The sequence below is a fragment of the Streptomyces sp. NPDC094032 genome (genome assembly GCF_040303965.1).
Classification (GTDB): Bacteria; Actinomycetota; Actinomycetes; order Streptomycetales; family Streptomycetaceae; genus Streptomyces.
Window position 1 is genome coordinate 114,781 of the sequence record NZ_JBEOUE010000016.1, and the last position, 21,226, is coordinate 136,006.

The 21,226-nt window shown below is 71.4% G+C and carries 21 protein-coding genes; 12 read left to right on the forward strand and 9 right to left on the reverse strand.

Annotated elements, in window-relative coordinates:
* The first annotated feature begins 29 nt into the window (after positions 1-29).
* The 6 genes from ABTZ54_RS22665 (at position 30) to ABTZ54_RS22690 (ending at position 6,960) form a co-directional block, all read left to right on the forward strand.
* Entirely contained in the window at positions 30-1,178 is a 1,149-nt protein-coding gene (locus ABTZ54_RS22665; RefSeq protein ID WP_351666006.1) for an Rv3626c family coenzyme F420 biosynthesis-associated protein, read from the forward strand.
* A 197-nt stretch (positions 1,179-1,375) separates the two neighbouring features.
* Positions 1,376-2,413: a tRNA lysidine(34) synthetase TilS gene (tilS, locus tag ABTZ54_RS22670; RefSeq protein WP_351666010.1), complete on the forward strand. Its 1,038-nt coding sequence runs from the start codon at positions 1,376-1,378 to the stop codon at positions 2,411-2,413.
* 41 nt (positions 2,414-2,454) lie between these two features.
* Entirely contained in the window at positions 2,455-2,994 is a 540-nt protein-coding gene (gene hpt / locus ABTZ54_RS22675) for a hypoxanthine phosphoribosyltransferase (RefSeq protein WP_067161225.1), read from the forward strand.
* A 162-nt stretch (positions 2,995-3,156) separates the two neighbouring features.
* Entirely contained in the window at positions 3,157-5,181 is a 2,025-nt protein-coding gene (gene ftsH / locus ABTZ54_RS22680; protein WP_351666012.1) for an ATP-dependent zinc metalloprotease FtsH, read from the forward strand.
* Positions 5,182-5,290: 109 nt separating this feature from the next.
* Positions 5,291-5,896 (forward strand): GTP cyclohydrolase I FolE, encoded by a 606-nt coding sequence (folE, locus tag ABTZ54_RS22685; RefSeq protein ID WP_351666014.1) that lies wholly within the window; start codon positions 5,291-5,293, stop codon positions 5,894-5,896.
* Between the two features lie 71 nt (positions 5,897-5,967).
* Positions 5,968-6,960 (forward strand): hypothetical protein, encoded by a 993-nt coding sequence (locus ABTZ54_RS22690; RefSeq protein WP_351666016.1) that lies wholly within the window; start codon positions 5,968-5,970, stop codon positions 6,958-6,960.
* A gap of 5 nt (positions 6,961-6,965) precedes the next feature.
* Here the strand turns inward: ABTZ54_RS22690 and ABTZ54_RS22695 are convergent, their stop codons facing one another.
* From ABTZ54_RS22695 to ABTZ54_RS22720, 6 genes are all read right to left on the reverse strand, one after another.
* Entirely contained in the window at positions 6,966-7,454 is a 489-nt protein-coding gene (locus ABTZ54_RS22695; RefSeq protein WP_351666018.1) for a DUF3180 domain-containing protein, read from the reverse strand.
* Between the two features lie 49 nt (positions 7,455-7,503).
* Positions 7,504-8,103: a 2-amino-4-hydroxy-6-hydroxymethyldihydropteridine diphosphokinase gene (folK, locus tag ABTZ54_RS22700; RefSeq protein WP_351666020.1), complete on the reverse strand. Its 600-nt coding sequence runs from the start codon at positions 8,101-8,103 to the stop codon at positions 7,504-7,506.
* A complete protein-coding gene (gene folB / locus ABTZ54_RS22705; protein ID WP_132917724.1) occupies positions 8,100-8,459 on the reverse strand; it encodes a dihydroneopterin aldolase in 360 nt (119 codons plus the stop codon). The genes folK and folB overlap by 4 nt, the downstream gene beginning before the upstream one ends.
* A gap of 133 nt (positions 8,460-8,592) precedes the next feature.
* Entirely contained in the window at positions 8,593-9,066 is a 474-nt protein-coding gene (locus ABTZ54_RS22710) for a nuclear transport factor 2 family protein (RefSeq protein WP_351666022.1), read from the reverse strand.
* On the reverse strand, positions 9,063-9,923 hold the full coding sequence (folP, locus tag ABTZ54_RS22715; RefSeq protein ID WP_351666024.1) for a dihydropteroate synthase: 861 nt from the start codon (positions 9,921-9,923) through the stop codon (positions 9,063-9,065). Before folP ends, ABTZ54_RS22710 begins: the two co-directional genes overlap by 4 nt.
* Before the next feature lie 28 nt (positions 9,924-9,951).
* Positions 9,952-11,793: a phosphatidylglycerol lysyltransferase domain-containing protein gene (locus tag ABTZ54_RS22720; RefSeq protein WP_351666026.1), complete on the reverse strand. Its 1,842-nt coding sequence runs from the start codon at positions 11,791-11,793 to the stop codon at positions 9,952-9,954.
* Positions 11,794-11,962: 169 nt separating this feature from the next.
* Between ABTZ54_RS22720 and ABTZ54_RS22725 the strand changes: the two genes are divergently transcribed.
* A complete protein-coding gene (locus ABTZ54_RS22725; protein ID WP_351666028.1) occupies positions 11,963-13,075 on the forward strand; it encodes an alpha/beta hydrolase in 1,113 nt (370 codons plus the stop codon).
* Here the strand turns inward: ABTZ54_RS22725 and ABTZ54_RS22730 are convergent.
* Positions 13,062-14,033, reverse strand: coding sequence for an ABC transporter ATP-binding protein (locus tag ABTZ54_RS22730; protein WP_351666030.1), 972 nt, complete (start codon positions 14,031-14,033; stop codon positions 13,062-13,064). The genes ABTZ54_RS22725 and ABTZ54_RS22730 overlap by 14 nt on opposite strands.
* A 139-nt stretch (positions 14,034-14,172) precedes the next feature.
* Here ABTZ54_RS22730 and ABTZ54_RS22735 point away from each other — a divergent pair, with 139 nt between their 5' ends.
* The 4 genes from ABTZ54_RS22735 to ABTZ54_RS22750 all read left to right on the forward strand — a co-directional run bounded on the left by ABTZ54_RS22735 (position 14,173) and on the right by ABTZ54_RS22750 (position 17,631).
* Complete coding sequence (locus tag ABTZ54_RS22735; protein WP_351666032.1) at positions 14,173-14,865, forward strand: ABC transporter permease; 693 nt, start codon at positions 14,173-14,175, stop codon at positions 14,863-14,865.
* A gap of 1 nt (position 14,866) precedes the next feature.
* Positions 14,867-15,532, forward strand: coding sequence for an ABC transporter permease (locus ABTZ54_RS22740; RefSeq protein WP_351666034.1), 666 nt, complete (start codon positions 14,867-14,869; stop codon positions 15,530-15,532).
* A 16-nt stretch (positions 15,533-15,548) separates the two neighbouring features.
* Complete coding sequence (locus tag ABTZ54_RS22745; RefSeq protein ID WP_351666036.1) at positions 15,549-16,541, forward strand: ABC transporter substrate-binding protein; 993 nt, start codon at positions 15,549-15,551, stop codon at positions 16,539-16,541.
* A gap of 130 nt (positions 16,542-16,671) precedes the next feature.
* Positions 16,672-17,631 (forward strand): hypothetical protein, encoded by a 960-nt coding sequence (locus ABTZ54_RS22750; protein WP_351666038.1) that lies wholly within the window; start codon positions 16,672-16,674, stop codon positions 17,629-17,631.
* Positions 17,632-17,656: 25 nt separating this feature from the next.
* Here the strand turns inward: ABTZ54_RS22750 and ABTZ54_RS22755 are convergent, their stop codons facing one another.
* The gene (locus tag ABTZ54_RS22755) at positions 17,657-18,799 is read right to left on the reverse strand and encodes an NADH-quinone oxidoreductase subunit D (RefSeq protein WP_351666078.1); all 1,143 of its coding nucleotides are present in this window, start codon (positions 18,797-18,799) and stop codon (positions 17,657-17,659) included.
* Between the two features lie 118 nt (positions 18,800-18,917).
* Positions 18,918-19,910: an SAM-dependent methyltransferase gene (locus tag ABTZ54_RS22760; RefSeq protein ID WP_351666080.1), complete on the reverse strand. Its 993-nt coding sequence runs from the start codon at positions 19,908-19,910 to the stop codon at positions 18,918-18,920.
* A gap of 97 nt (positions 19,911-20,007) precedes the next feature.
* Between ABTZ54_RS22760 and ABTZ54_RS22765 the strand changes: the two genes are divergently transcribed.
* Positions 20,008-21,210 carry a sensor histidine kinase gene (locus ABTZ54_RS22765; RefSeq protein ID WP_351666082.1) on the forward strand — a complete coding sequence of 401 codons (1,203 nt, stop codon included), beginning with the start codon at positions 20,008-20,010 and terminating at the stop codon, positions 21,208-21,210.
* The last annotated feature ends 16 nt before the right edge of the window (positions 21,211-21,226 follow it).

Here is a 21,226-nt window from a genome sequence, read left to right on the forward strand (position 1 = left end):
AACGGGCCCCGAGACCGTACGGTTGACGCATGACGAGCATCGGTGGTGCAGGCACATCGGGGATGGTCGACTGGAATCTCGCCGTCGCGACGGCGACCCGCCTGGTGCGCCCGGGCCCCGAGGTGAGCCGGGAGGAGGCCCGCGAGGTCGTCGCCGAGCTCCGCAGACACGCCAAGGCCGCCGAGGAACACGTCCGCGCCTACACCCGGATGATCCCCGAGGACCGCGACCCCGCCGACACCCCCGACACGCCCGTCCTCGTCGTCGACCGCGCGGGCTGGATCAAGGCCAACGTCGCCGGCTTCCGCGAACTGCTCGCCCCGCTCCTCGACAAGATGCAGGAGCGCCGCTCCGGCTCCACCGGCGGCGCCGTCCTCAGCAGCGTCGGCGGCAAGGTCACCGGCGTCGAACTCGGCATGCTCCTGTCGTTCCTGGCCTCCCGCATCCTCGGCCAGTACGAGACCTTCGCCCCCGCCGGCCGCGACCTGCCCGCCGGTGCCGACGGCGCCGGACGCCTCCTGCTCGTCGCCCCCAACATCGTCCACGTCGAACGCGAGCTCGACGTCTCCCCGCACGACTTCCGGCTCTGGGTCTGCCTCCACGAGGAGACCCACCGCACCCAGTTCACCGCCGTCCCCTGGCTGCGCGACCACCTCCAGGGCGAGATCCAGTCATTCCTCGCCGCCACCGACGTCGACCCCTCCACCGTCGTCGAACGCCTCCGCGAAGCCGCCCAGGCCCTCGTCGGCGGCCGTCCCGAAGGCGAACGGGACGAGCCCTCCCCCTCCCTCGTCGAACTCGTCCAGACCCCCGAACAGCGCGAGATCCTCGGCCGCCTCACCGCCGTGATGTCCCTGCTCGAAGGCCACGCCGACTACGTCATGGACGGTGTGGGACCCGACGTCGTGCCCTCCGTCGCCGAGATCCGCGAGAAGTTCCAGCAGCGCCGCGCCCGCGGCGCCTCCCGCCTCGACCTCGCCCTGCGCAAGCTGCTCGGCCTCGACGCCAAGCTGCGCCAGTACCGCGACGGCGAGCGCTTCGTCCGCGCCGTCGTCGACGAGGTCGGCATGGACGGCTTCAACCGCGTCTGGACCTCGCCCAACACCCTCCCCACCAAGGCCGAGATCGCCCGCCCCGCCGACTGGGTGGCGAGGGTGCACCGTAGGGCAGACTCGTGAGGCGGATGGGCCGGATGGCGGAAGAACACCCCACCAATCACCCATCCGAGGGACCGTAACCGGCGGGTGAGGCGTGCAATGCTCGGGTAACGGCCAGGTTCTGTCACCATCGTCGCACTCTGAGTGACCGAACCCCCACTTCCGACCGTTAAGACTCCGACCGAGGCACTGCACTCTCTCCACGAAGGGCACCGGACATGGGTCCCCATCCTGCGGTCGCGGCGATACGCCTGGCGGTCCGCCGCGTACTCCACGACGTTCTCACCGAGCACACCACCCAGCACCCCACCCCCGAAGGCGGCCCCGACGGCCGACCCGGCGCACACCCCCTGGTCCTCGTCGCCTGCTCCGGCGGCGCCGACTCCATGGCACTCGCCTCCGCCCTCGCCTTCGAAGCCCGCAAGCTGGACGTCCGCGCCGGCGGCATCACCGTCGACCACGGCCTCCAGACCGGCTCCGCACAGCGCGCCCGCGAAGTCGCCGACCGCATGACCTCCCTCGGCCTCGACCCCGTCGAAGCCGTCGCCGTCACCGTCGGCCGCGACGGAGGCCCCGAGGCCGCCGCCCGCGACGCGCGCTACGCCGCCCTCGACGCCGCCGCCGAACGCCACGGCGCCACCGCGATCCTCCTCGGCCACACCCGGGACGACCAGGCCGAGACCGTCCTCCTCGGCCTCGCCCGCGGCTCCGGCATCCGCTCCCTCTCCGGCATGGCCGCCGTCTCCGGCACCGCGCGCCGCTACCGCCGCCCCTTCCTGGAGCTCGACCGCCAGACCGTGCGCAAGGCCTGCATCGCCCAGGAGCTCGCCGTCTGGGACGACCCCCACAACGCCGACCCCGCCTACACCCGCTCCCGCCTCCGCCACGAGGGCCTCCCCGCCCTGGAGAAGGCGCTCGGCAAGGGAGTCGTCGAAGCCCTCGCCCGAACGGCCCAACTCTCCCGCGACGACGCCGACGCCCTCGACTCCTGGGCCGCCGACGCCGAGGCCTCCGTCCGCGACGACACCGGACGCCTCGAATGCGCCAAGCTGTTCGGACTTCCCCCCGCCGTCCGGCGCCGCGTCCTGCGCCGCGCCGTCATCGCCGAGGGCGCCCCCGCGGGCTCCCTCTTCGCCCGCCACATCGAAGAGGTCGACCGCCTGATCACCGGCTGGCGCGGCCAGGGAGCCATCAACCTGCCCGGGCGCGTCGAGGCGCGCCGCCAGGGTGGCAGACTGGTCATTCGGCAAGGCTGACGCAAGCTGCAACGAAAGTGACCCGGGTGAACGAGAAGGACATGGGCACCGACCTCCAGTCGGTGCTCATCACCAAGGAAGAGATCGACGCGAAGCTGGCCGAGCTGGCCGCGAAGATCGATGCGGAGTACGCGGGCAAGGACCTGCTCATCGTCGGTGTCCTCAAGGGCGCCGTGATGGTGATGGCGGACCTGGCGCGCGCGCTGTCCACCCCCGTCACCATGGACTGGATGGCCGTCTCCTCCTACGGCGCGGGCACCCAGTCCTCCGGAGTCGTGCGCATCCTCAAGGACCTCGACACCGACATCAAGGGCAAGCACGTCCTGATCGTCGAGGACATCATCGACTCGGGCCTGACCCTGTCCTGGCTCCTGTCCAACCTCGGCTCGCGCGAGCCGGCCTCCCTGGAGGTCTGCACCCTGCTGCGCAAGCCGGACGCGGCGAAGGTCGCCATCGACGTGAAGTGGATCGGCTTCGACATCCCGAACGAGTTCGTCGTCGGATACGGCCTCGACTACGCCGAGAAGTACCGCAATCTCCCCTTCGTCGGCACCCTCGCCCCCCACGTCTACGGCGGCTGACGCCCGCCGCCCCGAGGGGAACCCGCACCGTCTTCCCTCCGTTGAAGCAAGGGAAGGCGGTCGCGGGTGACAATGCTGGGGTACCGTCCGAAGAACAGCTTTTTCTCACTCAGCAGCATTTACCTACGGGCAGGAGGGACGGGGCGCTAGCGCCCCGTATGGATGGACGTGAAGCGATACTTCCGTGGGCCGGTCATGTGGATCGTGCTGGCCGTCCTCGCCGTGGTCGTGCTGATGCAGGTCGTCGGCTCGTCCGAGGGCTACAAGACGGTGGACACCTCCCAGGTAGTCCAGGCGATCGACAAGAACCAGGTCAAATCCGCAAAGCTGACGACCGGTGACGAGCAGGTCATCAAGATCGACCTCGTCGACGGTCAGCAGATCGACAAGTCCGGCAAGGTCCAGGCCCCCTACATCGGCACCCAGGGCGCCGACCTCGCCGACAAGCTGCAGGAGAAGTTCGAGGCCGGGCAGATCGAGAAGGGCTACACCGTCTCGCCGACGAAGCAGTCCCCGTTCGTCTCGGTCCTGCTCTCGCTCCTGCCCTTCGTCCTGATCGTGGTCGTCTTCCTCTTCCTGATGAACCAGATGCAGGGCGGCGGCTCCCGCGTCATGCAGTTCGGCAAGTCCAAGGCGAAGCTCATCACCAAGGACACCCCGAAGACCACCTTCGCCGACGTCGCGGGCTCCGACGAGGCCGTCGAGGAACTCCACGAGATCAAGGAGTTCCTCCAGGAACCGGCCAAGTTCCAGGCCGTCGGCGCCAAGATCCCCAAGGGCGTGCTGCTGTACGGCCCGCCGGGAACCGGCAAGACGCTCCTCGCGCGCGCCGTCGCCGGCGAGGCCGGCGTGCCGTTCTACTCGATCTCCGGCTCCGACTTCGTCGAGATGTTCGTCGGTGTCGGCGCCTCCCGGGTCCGCGACCTCTTCGAGCAGGCCAAGGCGAACGCCCCGGCCATCGTCTTCGTCGACGAGATCGACGCGGTCGGCCGCCACCGCGGCGCCGGCCTCGGCGGCGGACACGACGAGCGCGAGCAGACCCTGAACCAGCTGCTCGTCGAGATGGACGGCTTCGACGTGAAGGGCGGCGTCATCCTCATCGCCGCCACGAACCGCCCCGACATCCTCGACCCCGCGCTCCTGCGCCCGGGCCGCTTCGACCGGCAGATCGCGGTCGACCGCCCCGACATGCAGGGCCGTCTGGAGATCCTCAAGGTCCACCAGAAGGGCAAGCCCGTCGCGCCCGACGTCGACCTGGGCGCGGTCGCACGCCGCACCCCGGGCTTCACCGGCGCCGACCTGTCGAACGTCCTGAACGAGGCGGCGCTCCTCACCGCCCGCTCGGACCAGAAGCTGATCGACAACAAGGCGCTGGACGAGGCGATCGACCGCGTGGTCGCGGGCCCGCAGAAGCGGACCCGGATCATGTCGGACAAGGAGAAGAAGATCACCGCGTACCACGAGGGCGGTCACGCCCTGGTCGCGGCGGCCTCGCCGAACTCCGACCCCGTCCACAAGATCACCATCCTGTCCCGCGGCCGCGCCCTGGGCTACACGATGGTCCTGCCGGACGAGGACAAGTACTCGACCACCCGCAACGAGATGCTCGACCAGCTGGCGTACATGCTGGGCGGCCGCGCGGCGGAGGAGCTCGTCTTCCACGACCCGACGACGGGCGCGGCGAACGACATCGAGAAGGCGACGGCCACCGCTCGCGCGATGGTCACCCAGTACGGCATGACCGAGCGGCTCGGCGCCATCAAGTTCGGCGGCGACAACACCGAGCCCTTCCTCGGCCGTGAGATGGCGCACCAGCGCGACTACTCGGAAGAGGTCGCCGCGCTGGTCGACGAAGAGGTCAAGAAGCTCATCGAGACCGCGCACAACGAAGCGTGGGAGATCCTCGTCGAGAACCGCGACCTCCTGGACAACCTGGTCCTGGCGCTCCTTGAGAAGGAGACCCTGGGCAAGGAGGAGATCGCCGAGATCTTCGCCCCCATCGTCAAGCGCCCGGCCCGCCCGGCCTGGACCGGTTCGGCCCGCCGCACCCCGTCCACCCGCCCGCCGGTCCTCTCCCCGAAGGAGCTGGCCCTGACCAACAGCGCCAACGGCTCCTCCTCGGCGACGACCCCGGTCGACACCACCAAGACCACGGACGCCCTCCCCGAGGAACACCCCGAGGTCTGACCGTCCCGGATCCCTCCGGACCCGGAATGGATGCCGCGCCCCCTCAGGTTCTAGCCTGAGGGGGCGCGGCTTATTCGCGTCATGTTCAGACAGACGGAACGAGGCACAGATGACCGACCCGGTGACGCTGGACGGCGAAGGCACGATCGGCGAATTCGACGAGAAGCGCGCCGAGAACGCCGTACGGGAGCTCCTCATCGCGGTCGGTGAGGACCCGGACCGCGAGGGTTTGCGCGAGACGCCGGCGCGCGTTGCGCGGGCGTACAGGGAATTGTTCGCGGGGCTCTGGCAGAAGCCCGAGGACGTCCTGACCACGACGTTCGATCTCGGACATGACGAGATGGTCCTCGTGAAGGATATCGAACTGACTTCGCAATGTGAGCATCATTTGCTCCCATTCCACGGCGTAGCTCACATTGGTTACATCCCTGCCGAAACGGGCAAGATTACTGGCTTGTCGAAGCTGGCCCGCCTCGTGGACGTCTTCGCCCGTCGTCCGCAGGTGCAGGAGCGCCTGACGACACAGATCGCCGACTCGCTGATGAGGATCCTCGACGCGCGCGGTGCGATCGTCGTCATCGAGGCTGAGCACATGTGCATGGCACTGCGTGGCGTCCGCAAGCCGGGCGCGAAGACGACGACTTCGGCGGTACGTGGCCAACTGCGCGACGCTACCACCCGTGCCGAGGCCATGTCCTTGATATTGGCTCGCTAGTAGCGGGCTGCCAGCCTTGCTCCATACCGTCCTTGATCAGTGGACTCGACCGCTGATCAAGGGGGATCGGTATGGCATACGGGCTCGCCAGCAAGATGCTGGTGAACAGGGTGGGAGGCTGGGCTCAGGCGAAGAATGTGGCGCCGGGCACCGCACTGTGGACTCTGGACGGTGACCGGACTGCACAGACGACCGTCGTGGACGTGGCGGCCGTAAAGGGTCGCGACGCCGTCGAGGTGGTCACGGATCACACGACCTTCGTTGCCAGCGCGGATCTCCTGCTGGCCACGCCGGAGGGCTGGACGCCTGCCCAGGATGCGGCAGGGACGACGGTCGCCTGGACACCGGCTCGGAAGCTCCGCCGCGAGCGTTTCGTCATCAGACCCGGATACGAGTTCGGCTACTTTGTCGGTGCCGCCTGCGCTGATGGGACCGTCTACAAGAACTACGTGTCCCTGATCGTGAATGAGGAGAGCTTCGCCGCTCGCTTTGCGAGTGCTCTGACGGCATGCACGGGTCTTCCTGCGAGGCTTGAGGCAGTGACTCGGCCGTCCGGCTATCTGAAACGTGACCTGCCGGGATTCCGCGTGCGGGTGGTGTCGTCGTACCTCGCGGATGCTATGCGTCACTACGTGGGCGGCGACGCCCATCACATGAGGCAGGGCTTTCCCCGAGTCGTGCTACGGGATGCGGATACCTTTCAGGGGTTCCTGAACGGCTACATCGACGGCGACGGCTGCACCCTCAAGCATGGCTTCGGGCGCATCATCGTGAGTGCCAACGTTCCGTTCCTGGTCGAGCTGGCCCGGATCATCGGGGCGCGATTCACGCCGTCCCAGCGGGGACTCGCGTCAAGGCTCTATGTCTCGAACCGCTGGCAGACCCGCAACACCTTCGTCCCCGAGCACCACCCCACCGCCCCGCCCGAGTCCTCCTGGATCCAGGTCCGTGAGGTCCGTCCCCGGCCCGCCCTGGGGGCGAAGCCCTTCACGTTCTACAGTTACCGGCTCGCCCCGCACCCCACGTTTCTCGTGAGCGGGCATCTGGTGCGGGAGCCCTGGTAGGCGGGTCAGCTCACCGGGGCGTGGCCCGGGCCGTTCTGGTCTTCGTCCTCCGGCAGCTTGCAGACGCGTTCCAGGAAGAGGGCGGCGGCGATGACGGCGAGGCCGGCGAGGACGGCGAAGGCGGCGTAGAGGGCCTGGTCGCGGCGGGCGGGGATGTCGAGGGAGCCGAGGAGGAAGACGCCCGTGCCGCCGTACATGCCGGCGACGAGGGCGGCGACGAGGGCGCTGGCCTGGCCGAAGACGACCGCGCGGGCGGCCATCAGGGGTTCGACGCCCTTGGCGCCGGGGCGGCGCTCACGCTGGGCCCTGAGGCGGGCGCGCAGCGAGAGGGCGGTGGCGGTGAGGACGACGGCGATGGCCGCCAGCACGATGGGCGCGGCGAGCGGCACGCTGGGGAGGGTGCCGACCGCGTCCCAGAGCCGGGCGGCGCCCCAGGACAGGACGCCGGCGACGACGAAGAGTCCGGCGAGCACCTTCAGCCGCAGTTGTTTCACCGGGTGTCCTTCGCGTGGTCGGAGCGACGATCTCTGACGAGCGTAACGACTACTCGGGGAGTCGGAGTTCCAGGTCGGTGCGCGGCGTGACGCCCTCCTGGCCGACGGCGGCGAGGAGCTCGGCGACGGTGCCGTGGCCGGGGATCAGGGCGTCGGGGTCCACGTCGTGCCAGGGCGCGAGGACGAAGGCGCGCTGGTGGGCGCGGGGGTGGGGGAGGGTGAGGACGGGGTCGTCCGAGACGATGTCGGCGTACGTGATGATGTCGACGTCGATCGTGCGGGCGCCCCAGCGTTCGTCGCGGACGCGGTGGAAGGCCTCCTCGACGGCGTGCGCCCGCTCCAGGAGGGAGGCGGGGGGCAGCGTGGTCTTCACGAGGACGACCGCGTTGAGGTAGGAGGGCTGGCTGCCGGGCTCGACGCCCCAGGGCTCCGTCTCGTAGACCCGGGAGACGGCCTTGACCCGCAGGCCGGGGGTGTCCTCCAGGGCGTCGACGGCGCCCTGGAGGGTCTCCAGGCGGTTGCCGAGGTTCCCGCCGATGGCGAGGACGGCCCATTTGGGGTTGGAGAGGGTGATGTCGGCCGCGTCGACGGCGGCGGTCACGGCCGCGGGCACCGGCTGGACGGTCGGATCGCTGTGCTGGGGCTTCATGCGCGGCTCCGGGTGATGGTGACGGTCACGTCGTCGAAGGGGACCGTGATGGGCGCGTCCGGCTTGTGGACGACGACCTCGACCTCCTGGACGCCGGCGTGCTTGAGGCACTGCTGGGCGATCCGCTCGGCGAGCGTCTCGATGAGGTCCACGGGCTCGCCCTGGACGACGTCGACGACCTCTTCGGCGACGACTCCGTAGTGCACGGTCTTCGTCAGGTCGTCGCCGGCGGCGGCGGCGCGGGTGTCCAGGCCGAGGGTGAGGTCCACGATGAAGGTCTGGCCTTCCTCGCGCTCCTTGGGGAACACGCCGTGGTGTCCTCGGGCCTTGAGGCCGCGCAGCGCGACACGATCCACGCGAATCACTCCTGCTGTCGTAGTACGGGAGGCCACGCAGCCGGGTGCGGACGGCCGGGTGTCCACCACCGAATCTACCTTCGGGTACCGACAGCCGGGTCGGCGGCCGGGGCCGTCCGGCCGGTCGGGGTGTTCAGCCGGCGGTGTCGGCCGGGTCGTCGGCGTCGTTCCCGTCGCTCTCGGGGATCACCGGGGAGCCGTGGTGGGACCACACCTTCCACCCCTCCGACGTGCGGCGGAACACGTTGGTGGCGACGACGAGCTGCCCGACGAGGGGGCCGAGCGAGGCGCCGTCCTCGGCGGGGCCGCCGCTGAGGATGTTCTCGGTGCACGTGACGACCGCCACGTCGCCGGCGAGGGAGACCTCGACGTCGGTGAGGAAGAACTGGATGTAGTCGGTGTTGGCCATGATCAGCGCGTACGAGCGGAGCACCTCGCCGCGGCCGGACAGCACGGGCCAGCCGGGGTGGACGCAGGAGATGGGGGTGGCGCCGTCGTCGAGCCAGAGGTCGGTGACGCCGTCGAAGTCGCCCTGCTCCATCGCCTCGTAGAAGGCGGTGTTGGCGGCTTCGACGGCGGTGCGGTCGGCCTCGCGGGCGCGGGTCACGCGGCTCCCTCGACGGCTCTGGCGACCCGTACGGCGTCGGCGGTGGCGCGGACCTCGTGGACCCGGACGGCCCAGGCGCCCTCGTGGGCGGCGATGGCGGAGACGGCGGCGGTGGCGGCGTCGCGCTCGCGGGCGGGCGGCGGGGCGGCGCCGTCGTGGGCGAGGACGTGGCCGAGGAAGCGCTTCCGGGAGGCGGCGACGAGGAGGGGGCGGCCGAGGGCGCGCAGCCGGGGGAGGTGGGCGACGAGGGCCAGGTCGTGGGGGGCCAGTTTGGCGAAGCCGAGGCCGGGGTCGAGGACGATGCGCTCGGGGGCGACGCCGCCGTCGATGACGGCCTCCATGCGGGTGCGCAGCTCGGTGACGACTTCGCCGACGACGTCCTCGTACACGGCGAGGCTGTTCATGTGGTCGCTGAAGCCGCGCCAGTGCATGACGACGAAGGGGACTTCGGCGGCGGCGACGGCGGGGACCATGCCGGGGTCGGCGAGGCCGCCGCTGACGTCGTTGACGAGGGTGGCGCCGGCGGCGACGGCGGCTGCGGCGACGGTGGCGCGCATGGTGTCGACGGAGACGGTGACGCCTTCGGCGGCGAGGCCGCGGACGACGGGGACGACCCGGCGGAGCTCTTCCTCGGCGTCGACGCGGCTGGCGCCGGGGCGGGTGGACTCGCCGCCGACGTCGATGAGGTCGGCGCCCTGGGCGGCGAGGTCGAGGCCGTGCTTGACGGCGGCCGTGGTGTCGAACCAGCGGCCGCCGTCGGAGAAGGAGTCGGGGGTCACGTTGACCACGCCCATGACCGCGCAGCGGTCCCACTCCGGCAGGCCGAGGGCGGTGCCCCGGTCGATCGTCGTACTCATGTGTCCAGCCTAGGGCCCGGGGGCGTGGTCAGGCCGCGTGGACCTCGTGCTCGGTCTGGGTGGGGACGATGTGGGCGCAGGGGCGCGGGGCCGGGGGGTGGGAGCGGCGGCGGAAGGGGCGGGGGAGGGCGACGTTCACGAAGCCCTCGGCCTGCATGGCGGCGAAGCCGATGCGGGGGAGGTCGCGGCTCTTGCGGTAGACGACGAAGCGGGGTTCCCAGCGGGGCTGGAACTTGGCGTTGAACTTGTAGAGCGACTCGATCTGGAACCAGCGGGAGAGGAAGACGAGCAGGCCGCGCCAGAGCCGCAGGACGGGGCCCGCGCCGATCTTCTCGCCGCGGGCGAGGGCGGCGCGGAACATGGCGAAGTTGAGGGAGACGCGCTTGATGCCGAGGCGGGGGGCGTCCTGGAGGGAGGCGACGATGAGGAGCTCGTTCATGCCGGGGTCGGCGGCGCGGTCGCGGCGCATGAGCTCCAGGGACATGCCGTCCTTGCCCCAGGGGACGAAGTGGATGATCGCCTTCAGGTCGCCGTAGGGGGAGTCGGTCCCTTCGGGGTCCTCTTTGTGGGCGGTCGCTATGACGGCGTCACCGTCGCCCGCGTCGCCGATGCGGCCGAGGGCCATGGAGAAGCCGCGTTCGGTGTCGGTGCCGCGCCAGTCCTCGGCGGCGCGGCGGACCCGGGCGAGTTCGCCGTCGCTGAGGTCGGCGACGCGGCGGACCTTGGTGGTGTAGCCGTTGCGTTCGATGCGCTTGACCATCTGGCGGACGTTGCGCATGGCGCGGCCGGAGAGGGAGAAGTCGTCGACGTCGACGACGGCCTCGTCGCCGAGTTCGAGGGCGTCGAGGCCGGTCTCGCGGGTCCAGACCTGGCCGCCGGTCTCGGAGCAGCCCATGACGGCGGGGGTCCAGGAGTGGGCCTTGGCCTCGTCCATGAAGCGTTCGATGGCGCCGGGCCAGGCCTCGACGTCGCCGATGGGGTCGCCGCTGGCGAGCATGACGCCGGAGACGACGCGGTAGCAGACGGCGGCCTTGCCGCTGGGGGAGAAGACGACGCCCTTGTCGCGGCGGAGCGCGAAGTGGCCGAGGGAGTCGCGGGCGCCGTGCTTGGCGAGGAGGGCCCGCAGGCGGGTCTCGTCGTCCTCGGTGAGGCGGGCGGCGGGGTGCTCGGGCCGGAAGGCGAAGTAGATGGTGGTGAGGGCGGTGAGCATGCCGAGGGCGCCGAGGGAGTAGCCGACGGTCCAGTCGACGTTGCCGGTGTAGGCGACGGGGCCCTCGAAGCCGAACAGGCCGTACAGGACGTGTTCGAGGCGGTCCGTGAGGCTGGGGCTGCCGACGACGCGGCGCGGGTGGGCGCTGACGATCACGAGGCCGAGCGCGATGGATCCGGCGCCCATGAGGACGAAGTTGGCGAGGGCGCGCCAGCGGCTGCGCGGGTCGGGCAGGGCCGCGAACTGGTCGCGGTGGCGGACCAGCAGGGCGAGCAGCGCGACGGAGAGCAGCATCCCGATGACCGAGTGGCGCCAGACGAACTGGGCGACGGCGCCGAGCGGCAGCAGGACCACGGCGGCGCGCCAGGCGCGCCGCTTGTTGCGCTTGAGGCCGTGGGCGAGCAGCAGCAGCAGGACGCCGGCGCTGAGCGAGAGGGCCGCGGAGAGCGGGCCCAGGGTGCCGGGGAGGATCTCCGCGACGGCGTGCATGCGGCTGGCCCGGAACCGGGGGAAGACTCCCGCGGCGATGTCGATCAGGCCGATCAGTGTGCAGGCCGTTCCGATCAGAGCCGGGACCCTTTCGGGTCGGGGTCCGCGCAGAATCCGGCGTACGTGATCCGGAACCGATCCGGATTTGTCCCCATCTACCGTGACAGACATCGCTTCCCGTGCTTCCCGTGGCTCCGCGAGAGATCGTTGATCCGGTAGGCCGCGCGGATCGTGGGCGTACCGGAGGTTTGCGCCTTCTAGGACGGAGCAGCGATGGGGCGGGTTCACTCGCCGTCAGGGAAATCTCAGGGAAAAATCAGGCAGAAAGCTCAGAAGTCTCATGGGTCTCACCAGCAACAAAGTTCTCGTGGTGGCGGTCGCGCTGGCCGTGGTGCTCTTCGTCGCCACGGTCTGGCTGTGGCCGAGGCTGGCGCGCGGCGGCTGGCGTGCGGTCCTGGGGCGGATCGGGCTGCTGCTCGCCACCCAGCTGGCCCTGTTCGCCTCGGTCGGTCTCGCCGCCAACAACTCCTTCCTGTTCTACGGCTCCTGGGCCGACCTGTTCGGCCAGGAGCAGGACATGGGCGTGGTGGTCGACCACTCGGCCGGCTCCAAGGACGTGAAGGTCGTCGGCACCCAGGCGATGGACGTGCCGGGCGGCGGGCGTCCCTCGGTCGGCGGACAGATACAGAAGATCGTCATAGCGGGCGAGCGGTCCAGGATCGACTCCCAGGCGTACGTGTACCTGCCGCCGGAGTACTTCCAGCAGCGGTACGCGAAGTCGACCTTCCCCGCGGCCGTGGTGCTGACCGGCTACCCGGGTACGGCGGAGAACCTGCTGAAGGGCCTGAAGTACCCGAAGACGGCCTTCCAGCAGGCCAAGGACAAGAAGATGCAGCCGATGATCCTGGTGATGCTGCGCCCGACCGTGGCGCCGCCCCGGGACACCGAGTGCGTGGACGTGCCGGGCGGCCCGCAGACGGAGACCTTCTTCGCCGAGGACCTGCCGACGGCGATCTCGCAGACGTACCGGGTGGGCACCCAGCCGCGCAACTGGGGCTTCATGGGCAACTCGACCGGCGGCTACTGCGCCCTGAAGATCGCGATGCACCACCCGGACCGCTTCTCCGCGGCGGCGGGCTTCTCCGCGTACTACCGGGCGGCGGACGACGTGACGACCGGCGACCTGTTCCACGGCGACCAGGCCGCGATGAAGCGGGCCGATCTGCTGTGGAGCCTGGACCACCTGCCCCAGGGGAAGTCGTCCTTCCTGGTGACCACGTCCCTGCACGGCGAGGGCAACCTCAAGGGGACGCGGGCCTTCATCAAAAAGGTGAAGGACCCGTCGAGCGTCTCCTCGATCACGCTGGAGAGCGGCGGCCACAACTTCAACACCTGGAACCGCGAGATCCCGCCGGGCCTGGTCTGGATGAGCGGGAAGCTCAGCGCGAGCTGACCTCCGGCCGGGCCCGGCGCAGGGCCCGGTGCACCCCGGCCGTGGTGAGCGAGCCGAGGACGCGCCCCGGGTCGCCGGGGGCGTGCACGGCGACCCGGCCGGCGTCGTGCTGGAGCAGCAGCGCGAGGGCGTCCTTCAGGGAGCCGCCCAGCGGGAGCGCGCCGCCGCCGGGGGCGTCCCCCGAGGGCTCCAGGTCCGCCTCGGTGACCGGGGTGACGGCGAGCCGCTTGAGGCCGCGGTCCGCGCCGACGAAGTCGGCGACGTACGGGGTGGCGGGGGCGCCGAGCACGGCGGCCGGGGTGTCGAACTGCTCGATGCGGCCCTGCCCGTAGACGGCGATCCGGTCGCCGAGCCGGACGGCCTCCTCCAGGTCGTGGGTGACGAGCAGCACCGTCTTGCGGACGGTCGCCTGGAGGTTGAGGAACTCGGTCTGGAGCCGCTCGCGGACCACCGGGTCGACGGCGCCGAACGGCTCGTCCATCAGCAGCACGGGCGGGTCGGCGGCGAGCGCGCGGGCCACCCCGACCCGCTGGCGCTGGCCGCCGGAGAGCTGCTCGGGGTAGCGGTGGCCGTACACCGAGGGGTCGAGGCCCACCAGGTCGAGGAGCTCGGCGGCGCGCTCGCGGGCCCTGGCCTTCTTCCAGCCGAGCAGCGCGGGCACGGTCGCCGTGTTGTCGAGGACGGTCCGGTGCGGGAAGAGGCCGACCTGCTGGATGACGTAGCCGATGGTGCGGCGCAGCCGTACGGGGTCGACGGCGGCGACGTCCTCGCCGCCGAGCAGGACCCGGCCCGCGGTGGGTTCGACGAGCCGGTTGACCATCTTCATCGTGGTCGTCTTGCCGCAGCCGGACGGGCCCACGAGGGTCACCAGCTCACCCTCGGCGACCTCGAAGGAGAGGTCGTCGACAGCGGTGGTCCCGTCCGCGTACCGCTTGGTCACCTGCTCGAACCGGATCATGGTTCCCCATTCTGACCCTTCGCGGCCCGCATTGTGTGAAGGAAGTATTTCCACATTGTGGCGCTCCCCGGTGATTGTCAGTGGCGGGGGTTAGTGTCGCGGACAGATGTTCGTGAGCCGCGTGGGAAGGGGGGAGCGCATGGCCGGGACGAACTGCCTGGTGACGAACGACTGGATCTGCGGGGAGTACCTGCGCACCCGTTCCCAGGAGCTGACCGACGCCACGGTCCAGCATGTGGGAATCACGGTGGTGTCGGTGCTCATCGGGCTCGCCGTCGCCTTCCCGCTCGCCCTGCTCGTGCGGGCGCGGCCCCGGCTTTCCGGTGCCGTGCTCGGCCTGACCACCCTGCTCTACACGATCCCCTCGCTCGCGATGTTCTCGCTGCTGCTGCCCCTCCTCGGGCTGTCCTCGGCGCTGGTCGTCACGGGCCTGGTGCTCTACTCGCTGACCATCCTGGTGCGCGGCGTCCTGGCCGGCCTGGCGGCCGTGCCCGCCGAGACCAAGGAGGCCGCGCGGGGCATGGGATACGGCTCGGGGCGGCTCCTGTGGGAGGTCGAACTCCCGCTCGCGCTGCCCTCGCTGATGGCCGGAATCCGGATGGCGACGGTCTCCACGATCGCGCTCACCACGGTCGGCTCCCTCGTCGGCCGCGGCGGCCTGGGCAATCTCATCGAGGACGCGCTGCCCACCTTCTTCAAGGCCCAGGTGCTCACCGCCTCCGTGCTGTGCGTGCTGCTCGCCGTCGCCGCCGACCTGCTGCTCCTCGGCCTCCAGCGGCTCCTGACGCCCTGGAGCCGGATCCGGGCGGCCGAGCGGGCGGGGGGTGGCTGAGATGGGGATCGTCACGGACACCTGGTCCTGGCTGACCACCGGCGCCAACTGGGCGGGGGAGAGCGGAGTCTGGCACCGGCTCGCCGAGCATCTGTACGTGAGCGGGGTCGCGCTGCTCCTCGCCTGCGCCGTGGCACTGCCCCTGGGCCTGTGGCTCGGGCACCTCGGCAAGGGCGGGACGCTCGCCGTCAACCTCTCCAACGTGGGCCGGGCGGTCCCCGTCTTCGCCGTCCTGGCCCTCTTCATGGTCTCGCCGCTGCGCAACGCCGGCTATGTGCCGACGGTCGTCGCGCTCGTGCTCTTCGCGATACCGCCGCTGCTCACCCACGCGTACGTGGGCATGCGCGAGGTGGACCGCGCGGTGGTGGAGGCCGCGCGCGGGATGGGCATGTCGGGCGGGCAGCTCTTCCGCGGGGTCGAACTTCCGCTGGCCAGGCCGATGCTGATGACGGGTCTGCGCTCGGCCGCCGTGCAGGTGGTCGCCACCGCGACCATCGCGGCGATGGTCGGGCAGGGCGGCCTCGGGCGGATCATCACCGCCGGATTCAACACGTACGACACGCCGCAGGTGGTCGCCGGCGCCGTGCTCGTGGCCCTGCTCGCGCTCCTGGTGGAGGCGCTGCTGGTGGCCGCGGACCGGCTGCTCGGCCGGGGGACCCCGCGGTGACGGACCAACGACTGGGATGGGTGATCTTGTGAGCAGGACCTCGCGTATCGCGGGTGCGGTAGTGGGCATGGCGGCGCTGACGGTCTCGCTGGCCGCGTGCGGCGGCGACAGCCTGGAGAAGTCGAAGTCCGGCGGCGGCGCCTCGGCGGGCGACGGCGGATCCAAGGGCTCGCTGGTCGTCGGCGCCGCCGCGTTCACCGAGTCGAAGGTCCTGGCCGAGCTGTACGCCCAGGTCCTCGACGACGCCGGATACTCCGCGAGCGTCACCACGGTGAAGAATCGCGAGCTGTACGAGCCCTCTCTGGAGAAGGGCGAGATCGACGTCGTACCGGAATACGCGGCGACCCTCGCGGAATTCCTCAACGCGAAGGTGAACGGGCCGAAGGCGCCCGAGGAGAAGCCGGTCGCCTCCGGTGACCCGGCCGCCACCACCGAGGCGCTGAGGAAGCTGGCCGAGCCGCGCGGACTGAAGGTGCTCGCGGTGGGCGGGGCCGTCGACCAGAACGCGTTCGCGGTGAGCCGGGAATTCGCGGAGAAGAACAAGCTGACGACCCTTTCCGACCTCGGCCGCGCCAAGCTGAAGGTGAAGATCGCGGCCGGTGACGAATGCGAGATCCGCCCGTTCTGCGCGCCGGGTCTGAAGAAGACGTACGGGATCGACGTCGACGGCGTCGACCCCAAGGGCGTCGGCACCCCGCAGGCCAAGCAGGCGGTCAAGGACGGCGTGGACCACCTGGTCCTCACCACCACCACGGACGCGACCATCGACTCCTTCGGCCTGGTCTTCCTGGAGGACGACAAGAAGCTCCAGAACGCGGACAACGTGCTGCCCGTGGTCAATGCGAAGGACGCCGGATCTCCCGAGATCGCGGCCGCCCTCGACAAGATCACCAAGGTTCTGACGACGGCGGATCTCGCCGAACTCAACCGCAAGGTCGACGCCGAGCGGGCGAAGCCGGAGGACGTGGCGAAGGCCTATCTGGAGTCGAAGGGGCTGCTCAAGAAGTAGGCACCGGACGAGGGGAATCGGAGCGATTCACTCCGGAATCGCTCCGGTCCGGCTCCCATCGGCGAGAACTCGCCAAGAGATTGCCGGGCCGAGGCCCCATACGGCGCCTACGCACGGTAAATTTCAGGCCATGCCACCTGGACGCCACCGCCATTCCCCGCCTCTGCACAAGCTCCTGCCGCCCTCGGCGGTCGCGGGGGCGTCGGTCGTCTGTGCCGGGGGCGCCTGGCTGCTCGGTGACACCCTGGTGCTGCGGCTGCTCGTCGCCGCCGCGGCGGCCGCCGCCGTCACCGGCGCCGTCCTCCTGCGCAGTTGGGACCAGAGCGCCGGCCGCACGGTCGCCGAGCTGAACCGCGCCCGCACGGCGGACCAGTGGAAGCACGACGAGCGCGTCGCCGAGCTGGAGTCCGACCTGGAGGAGTCGCGCGAGCTGCGCGCCCGCCTCGACGCCAAGCTGCGCGCCAAGCGGGTCGAGCTCGCCGGGCTGCGCGGCGAGCACGCCGACCTCCTGCGCCGCTACGCCACCGCCGAGACCGAGCGCGCCAGCGCCCTGGAGGGCCGCCGGGTCCTCGCCCTCGAAGCGAGCGCCCCGGAGACCAAGGCCCTGCCCGCGGGCGGCTCCACCCCGACCCCGGAGGCGTACCGCAGGGCGGCGGAGGCGCTGCGGAACCTGGAGGCACGGGGCGAGCACACGGACGAGGCGGAGACGGAGCCCGAGGCGGAGGCCGTGGACGTCCCGGACACCGACGTGACCGCCGACCCCGCCCCCGAGCCCGCGTCCGACGAGCACACCAAGGCGCCCGCCATGCGCCACGTGCCCGCCGCCGCCGCGATCGTCCCGTACGCCGCCCGTCGTCCCGTCCCGCGCCCCGCGGGCGGCTTCGACTACTTCGGTACGCAGAAGGCCGCCGCCGCGATCGAGGCCGTGCAGGACGCCGACCTCGCCGACGTCGTGGGCGAGGAGGTGCTCGCCGCCGACGCGCGGCGCACCCCCGAGCAGCGGGCCGTCGGCCAGGTCATCGACCTGACCGCGCACGACGAGACCGAGCAGCTGGACGTGGCGGAGCTGCGTGGAGCGGTCAACTCCTGACGGAGCCCGCCCCACGCGCCCTGTCCTACTTGTCGATGTCTCCGACGACGAAGAACAGCGACCCCAGGATCGCCACCATGTCGGCGACGAGCGTCCCCGGCAGCAGCTCGGTCAGCGCCTGGATGTTGTTGTACGACGCCGAGCGCAGCTTGAGCCGGTACGGGGTCTTCTCGCCCTTGGAGACCAGGTAGTAGCCGTTGATGCCGAGCGGGTTCTCGGTCCAGGCGTACGTGTGCCCCTCCGGCGCCTTGAGGACCTTCGGCAGCCGCTGGTTGATCGGCCCCCGCGGCAGGTCCTCGATCCGGTCCAGGCAGGCGTCGGCGAGCTCCAGGGCGTTGTGCGTCTGGTCCAGCAGGCACTCGAAGCGGGCCAGGCAGTCGCCCTCCGTGCGGGTCACCACCCGCAGGACGTCCTGGAGCTCCCCGTACGCGAGGTACGGCTCGTCCCGGCGCAGGTCGAAGTCGACGCCCGAGGCGCGGGCGATCGGCCCGGACACCCCGTACGCGTGCACCGCCTCCTGCGACAGCACCCCGACCCCGCGCGTGCGGCCCCGGAAGATCTCGTTGCCGAGCACCAGCCGGTCGTACACGTCCATCCGCGACCGCACGTCCGCGACCGCCTGCCGCGCCCGGCCCAGCCAGCCGGCCGGGAGGTCCTCCTTGAGGCCGCCGACCCGGTTGAACATGTAGTGCATCCGGCCGCCGGAGACCTCCTCCATGACGGCCTGGAGCTCCTCGCGCTCGCGGAAGGCGTGGAAGACGGGGGTGATGCCGCCCAGTTCCAGCGGGTACGAGCCGAGGAACATCAGGTGGTTGAGCACCCGGTTCAGCTCGGCGAGCAGCGTGCGCGTCCAGACCGCCCGCTCCGGCACCTCCATGCCCAGCATCCGCTCCACGGCCATGACGACGCCGAGCTCGTTGGAGAAGGCGGAGAGCCAGTCGTGCCGGTTGGCCAGCATGATGATCTGCCGGTAGTCCCGCGCCTCGAACAGCTTCTCGGCGCCGCGGTGCATGTACCCGATCACCGGCTCGGCCTCGCGCACCACCTCGCCGTCGAGCACGAGCCGCAGCCGGAGCACGCCGTGGGTGGAGGGATGCTGCGGCCCGATGTTCAGCACCATGTCGGTGCTCTCCGCCGCGCCGCCGATACCGACTGTGGTCTCCGTCATGCGGCCCAGTATCCCTCTGACCGACGGCCTCCCCGGTCCCCGTTGTGGGCAATCGTTCCGCTGGGGCGGAACGGGTGGGCACAACGGAACGGCGCCATCGCGGGCGCCTCCGCTCCGACTACCCCGCCCCGAGTGCCCGCGTTCCATCCACCCGCTGCACCAGCCACAAGAAGTCCCCCAGCCCACCCGCCGCCGTCAGCTCCGCCGCCTCCCCCGCCGCCGCGAGCGCCCGCACGTACCCGGCGGGGTCACTGGACGCCATCCCGAGCGGCGGCCGCCCCCCACTCACCCCCAGCCCCCGCAACGCCTCCCGCTGCGTGACGATCTCCCCGCCGTCCCCCGGCCCCGCCGCCGCGCACGCGTCCAGCGCCACATGCGCGGTCAGATCGCGGCTCCCGTCCGGCACCGGCGCCACCTCCCGCCCCTCCCGGAACGCGGCGAGCGTCCCGAAGGGCGGGCGCGCCCCGCGCAGGTGCGCGTAGTCGACGGCCACCGCCGTCCCCGCGGCGAGCGCCCCCACCGCCGCCGCCCACGCCTCGTCGCGCGGCCGGCCGATCTCCGCCCGCTCCCCGGGCTCCCGCAGCGGCCACCACCGCTCCAGCCACTCCGCGTCCGGGCCCGTCACCACCGCGCCAAGGCGTTCCGTGCCGTCCGCCCGCACCTCGACCCGGCGGACGGCGCCGTCCTCGTCGGCCTGCGCCACGTCCACCGGCACGTTGTCCAGCCACTCGTTGGCGAAGAGCAGCCCCCGCTCCCCGTCCGGCACCCGGTCCGTCCACCCGATCCGCGGGTCGAGGCCCGCCGGCCGCGCCGCGCGCTCCACGCCGTACGGGCGGACCCGGAGCCCGGCCGGGAGCGCGGCCAGCACTCCCGTCAGGAGCTCGCCCCGCCCCGCGCCCACGTCCACGAACGCGGGCTCGTCGGTGCCGAGCTCCTCCGCCACGCGGGCGAGCAGCCGGGCCACGGCGCCCGCGAAGAGCGGCGAGGCGTGCACCGACGTACGGAAGTGCCCGGCGGGTCCCTCCGGCCGCAGGAAGAAGCCCCCGGGGCCGTACAGCGCCCGCTCCGTGGCCTCCCGCCACCCCTGCCACTGACACGTCTCATCCGTCACGTGCCCCAGTCTCCACCTTGGGGAGTACGGGCCTCACGGGAAGGATCGGCCCCACGGTTGACCCCTGCACCTATCGGCTTTCCCTACCCTGGGTCACGTGCAGCGCCTCTACGACTTCATCCGCAGACACCCGACGGGCGTCGACACCTTCTGGGCCGTCGTCCTCTTCGGGTTCTCCCTTCTGGGGGTGGCCGGCAGCTCCCCGACGGGCATCGGAGCCCTCGGGTACGTCGCCGTCGGCGCGCTGTGCTCGCTCGTCGTCGCCCTGCGCCGCCGCGCGCCCGAGAAGATGCTGGTCCTCACGGTCCTCATCGGACTCGTCCAGCTCGCCGTCGGGATGGTCCCGTTCCCGGGCGACTTCGCCATGCTCGTGATCATCTACACGGTCGCCGCGCACGACGGCCCCCGCTGGGCCTCCCGGCTCGCCCTCTCCGGCGGGCTCTCCGCGGCCCTGCTCTCCCAGCTGCGCTGGCCGCTGGAGGACTCCCGCTCCTCCGCCGCCACCGTCTTCTTCACGATCATCATGACCGTGCCGTTCGCCCTCGCCTGGGTGCTCGGCGACTCCCTGCGCACCCGCCGCGCCTACTTCGCGCAGCTGGAGGAGCGCGCCTCGCGCCTGGAGAAGGAGCGCGAGGCCCAGGCCAAGGTCGCCGTCGCCGCCGAGCGCGCCCGGATCGCCCGCGAGCTGCACGACGTGGTCGCCCACAACGTCTCCGTCATGGTCGTGCAGGCCGACGGCGCCGCGTACGTCATGGACTCCTCGCCCGAGACCGCCAAGCAGGCCCTGGAGACCATCGCGGGCACCGGCCGCCAGGCCCTCGCCGAGATGCGCCGGCTGCTCGGCATCCTGCGCACCGGCGAGCACCAGGAGGCCGGGGAGTACGTCCCGCAGCCGGACGTGCAGCAGATCGAGGACCTCGTCGAGCAGGTCCGCGGGGCCGGGCTCGCCGTCGACTTCAAGATCGAGGGCACCCCGCGCCCGCTGCCCAGCGGCGTCGAGCTCACCGCGTACCGGATCGTCCAGGAAGCGCTCACCAACAGCCGCAAGCACGGCGGCCCCGATGTCGGCGCCAGCGTCCGCCTGGTCTACTTCGACGACGGGCTCGGACTGCTCGTCGAGGACGACGGGCGGGGCGCGCCGCAGGAGATGTACGAGGACGGCGGCGCCGACGGGCGCGGCCACGGCCTGATCGGCATGCGGGAGCGGGTCGGCATGGTCGGCGGCACCCTGGACGCGGGCCCGCGTCCCGGCGGAGGCTTCCGTATCAGCGCCCTGCTCCCGCTCAAGTCCGCCCACTGACTCCGAAGACCCCGAA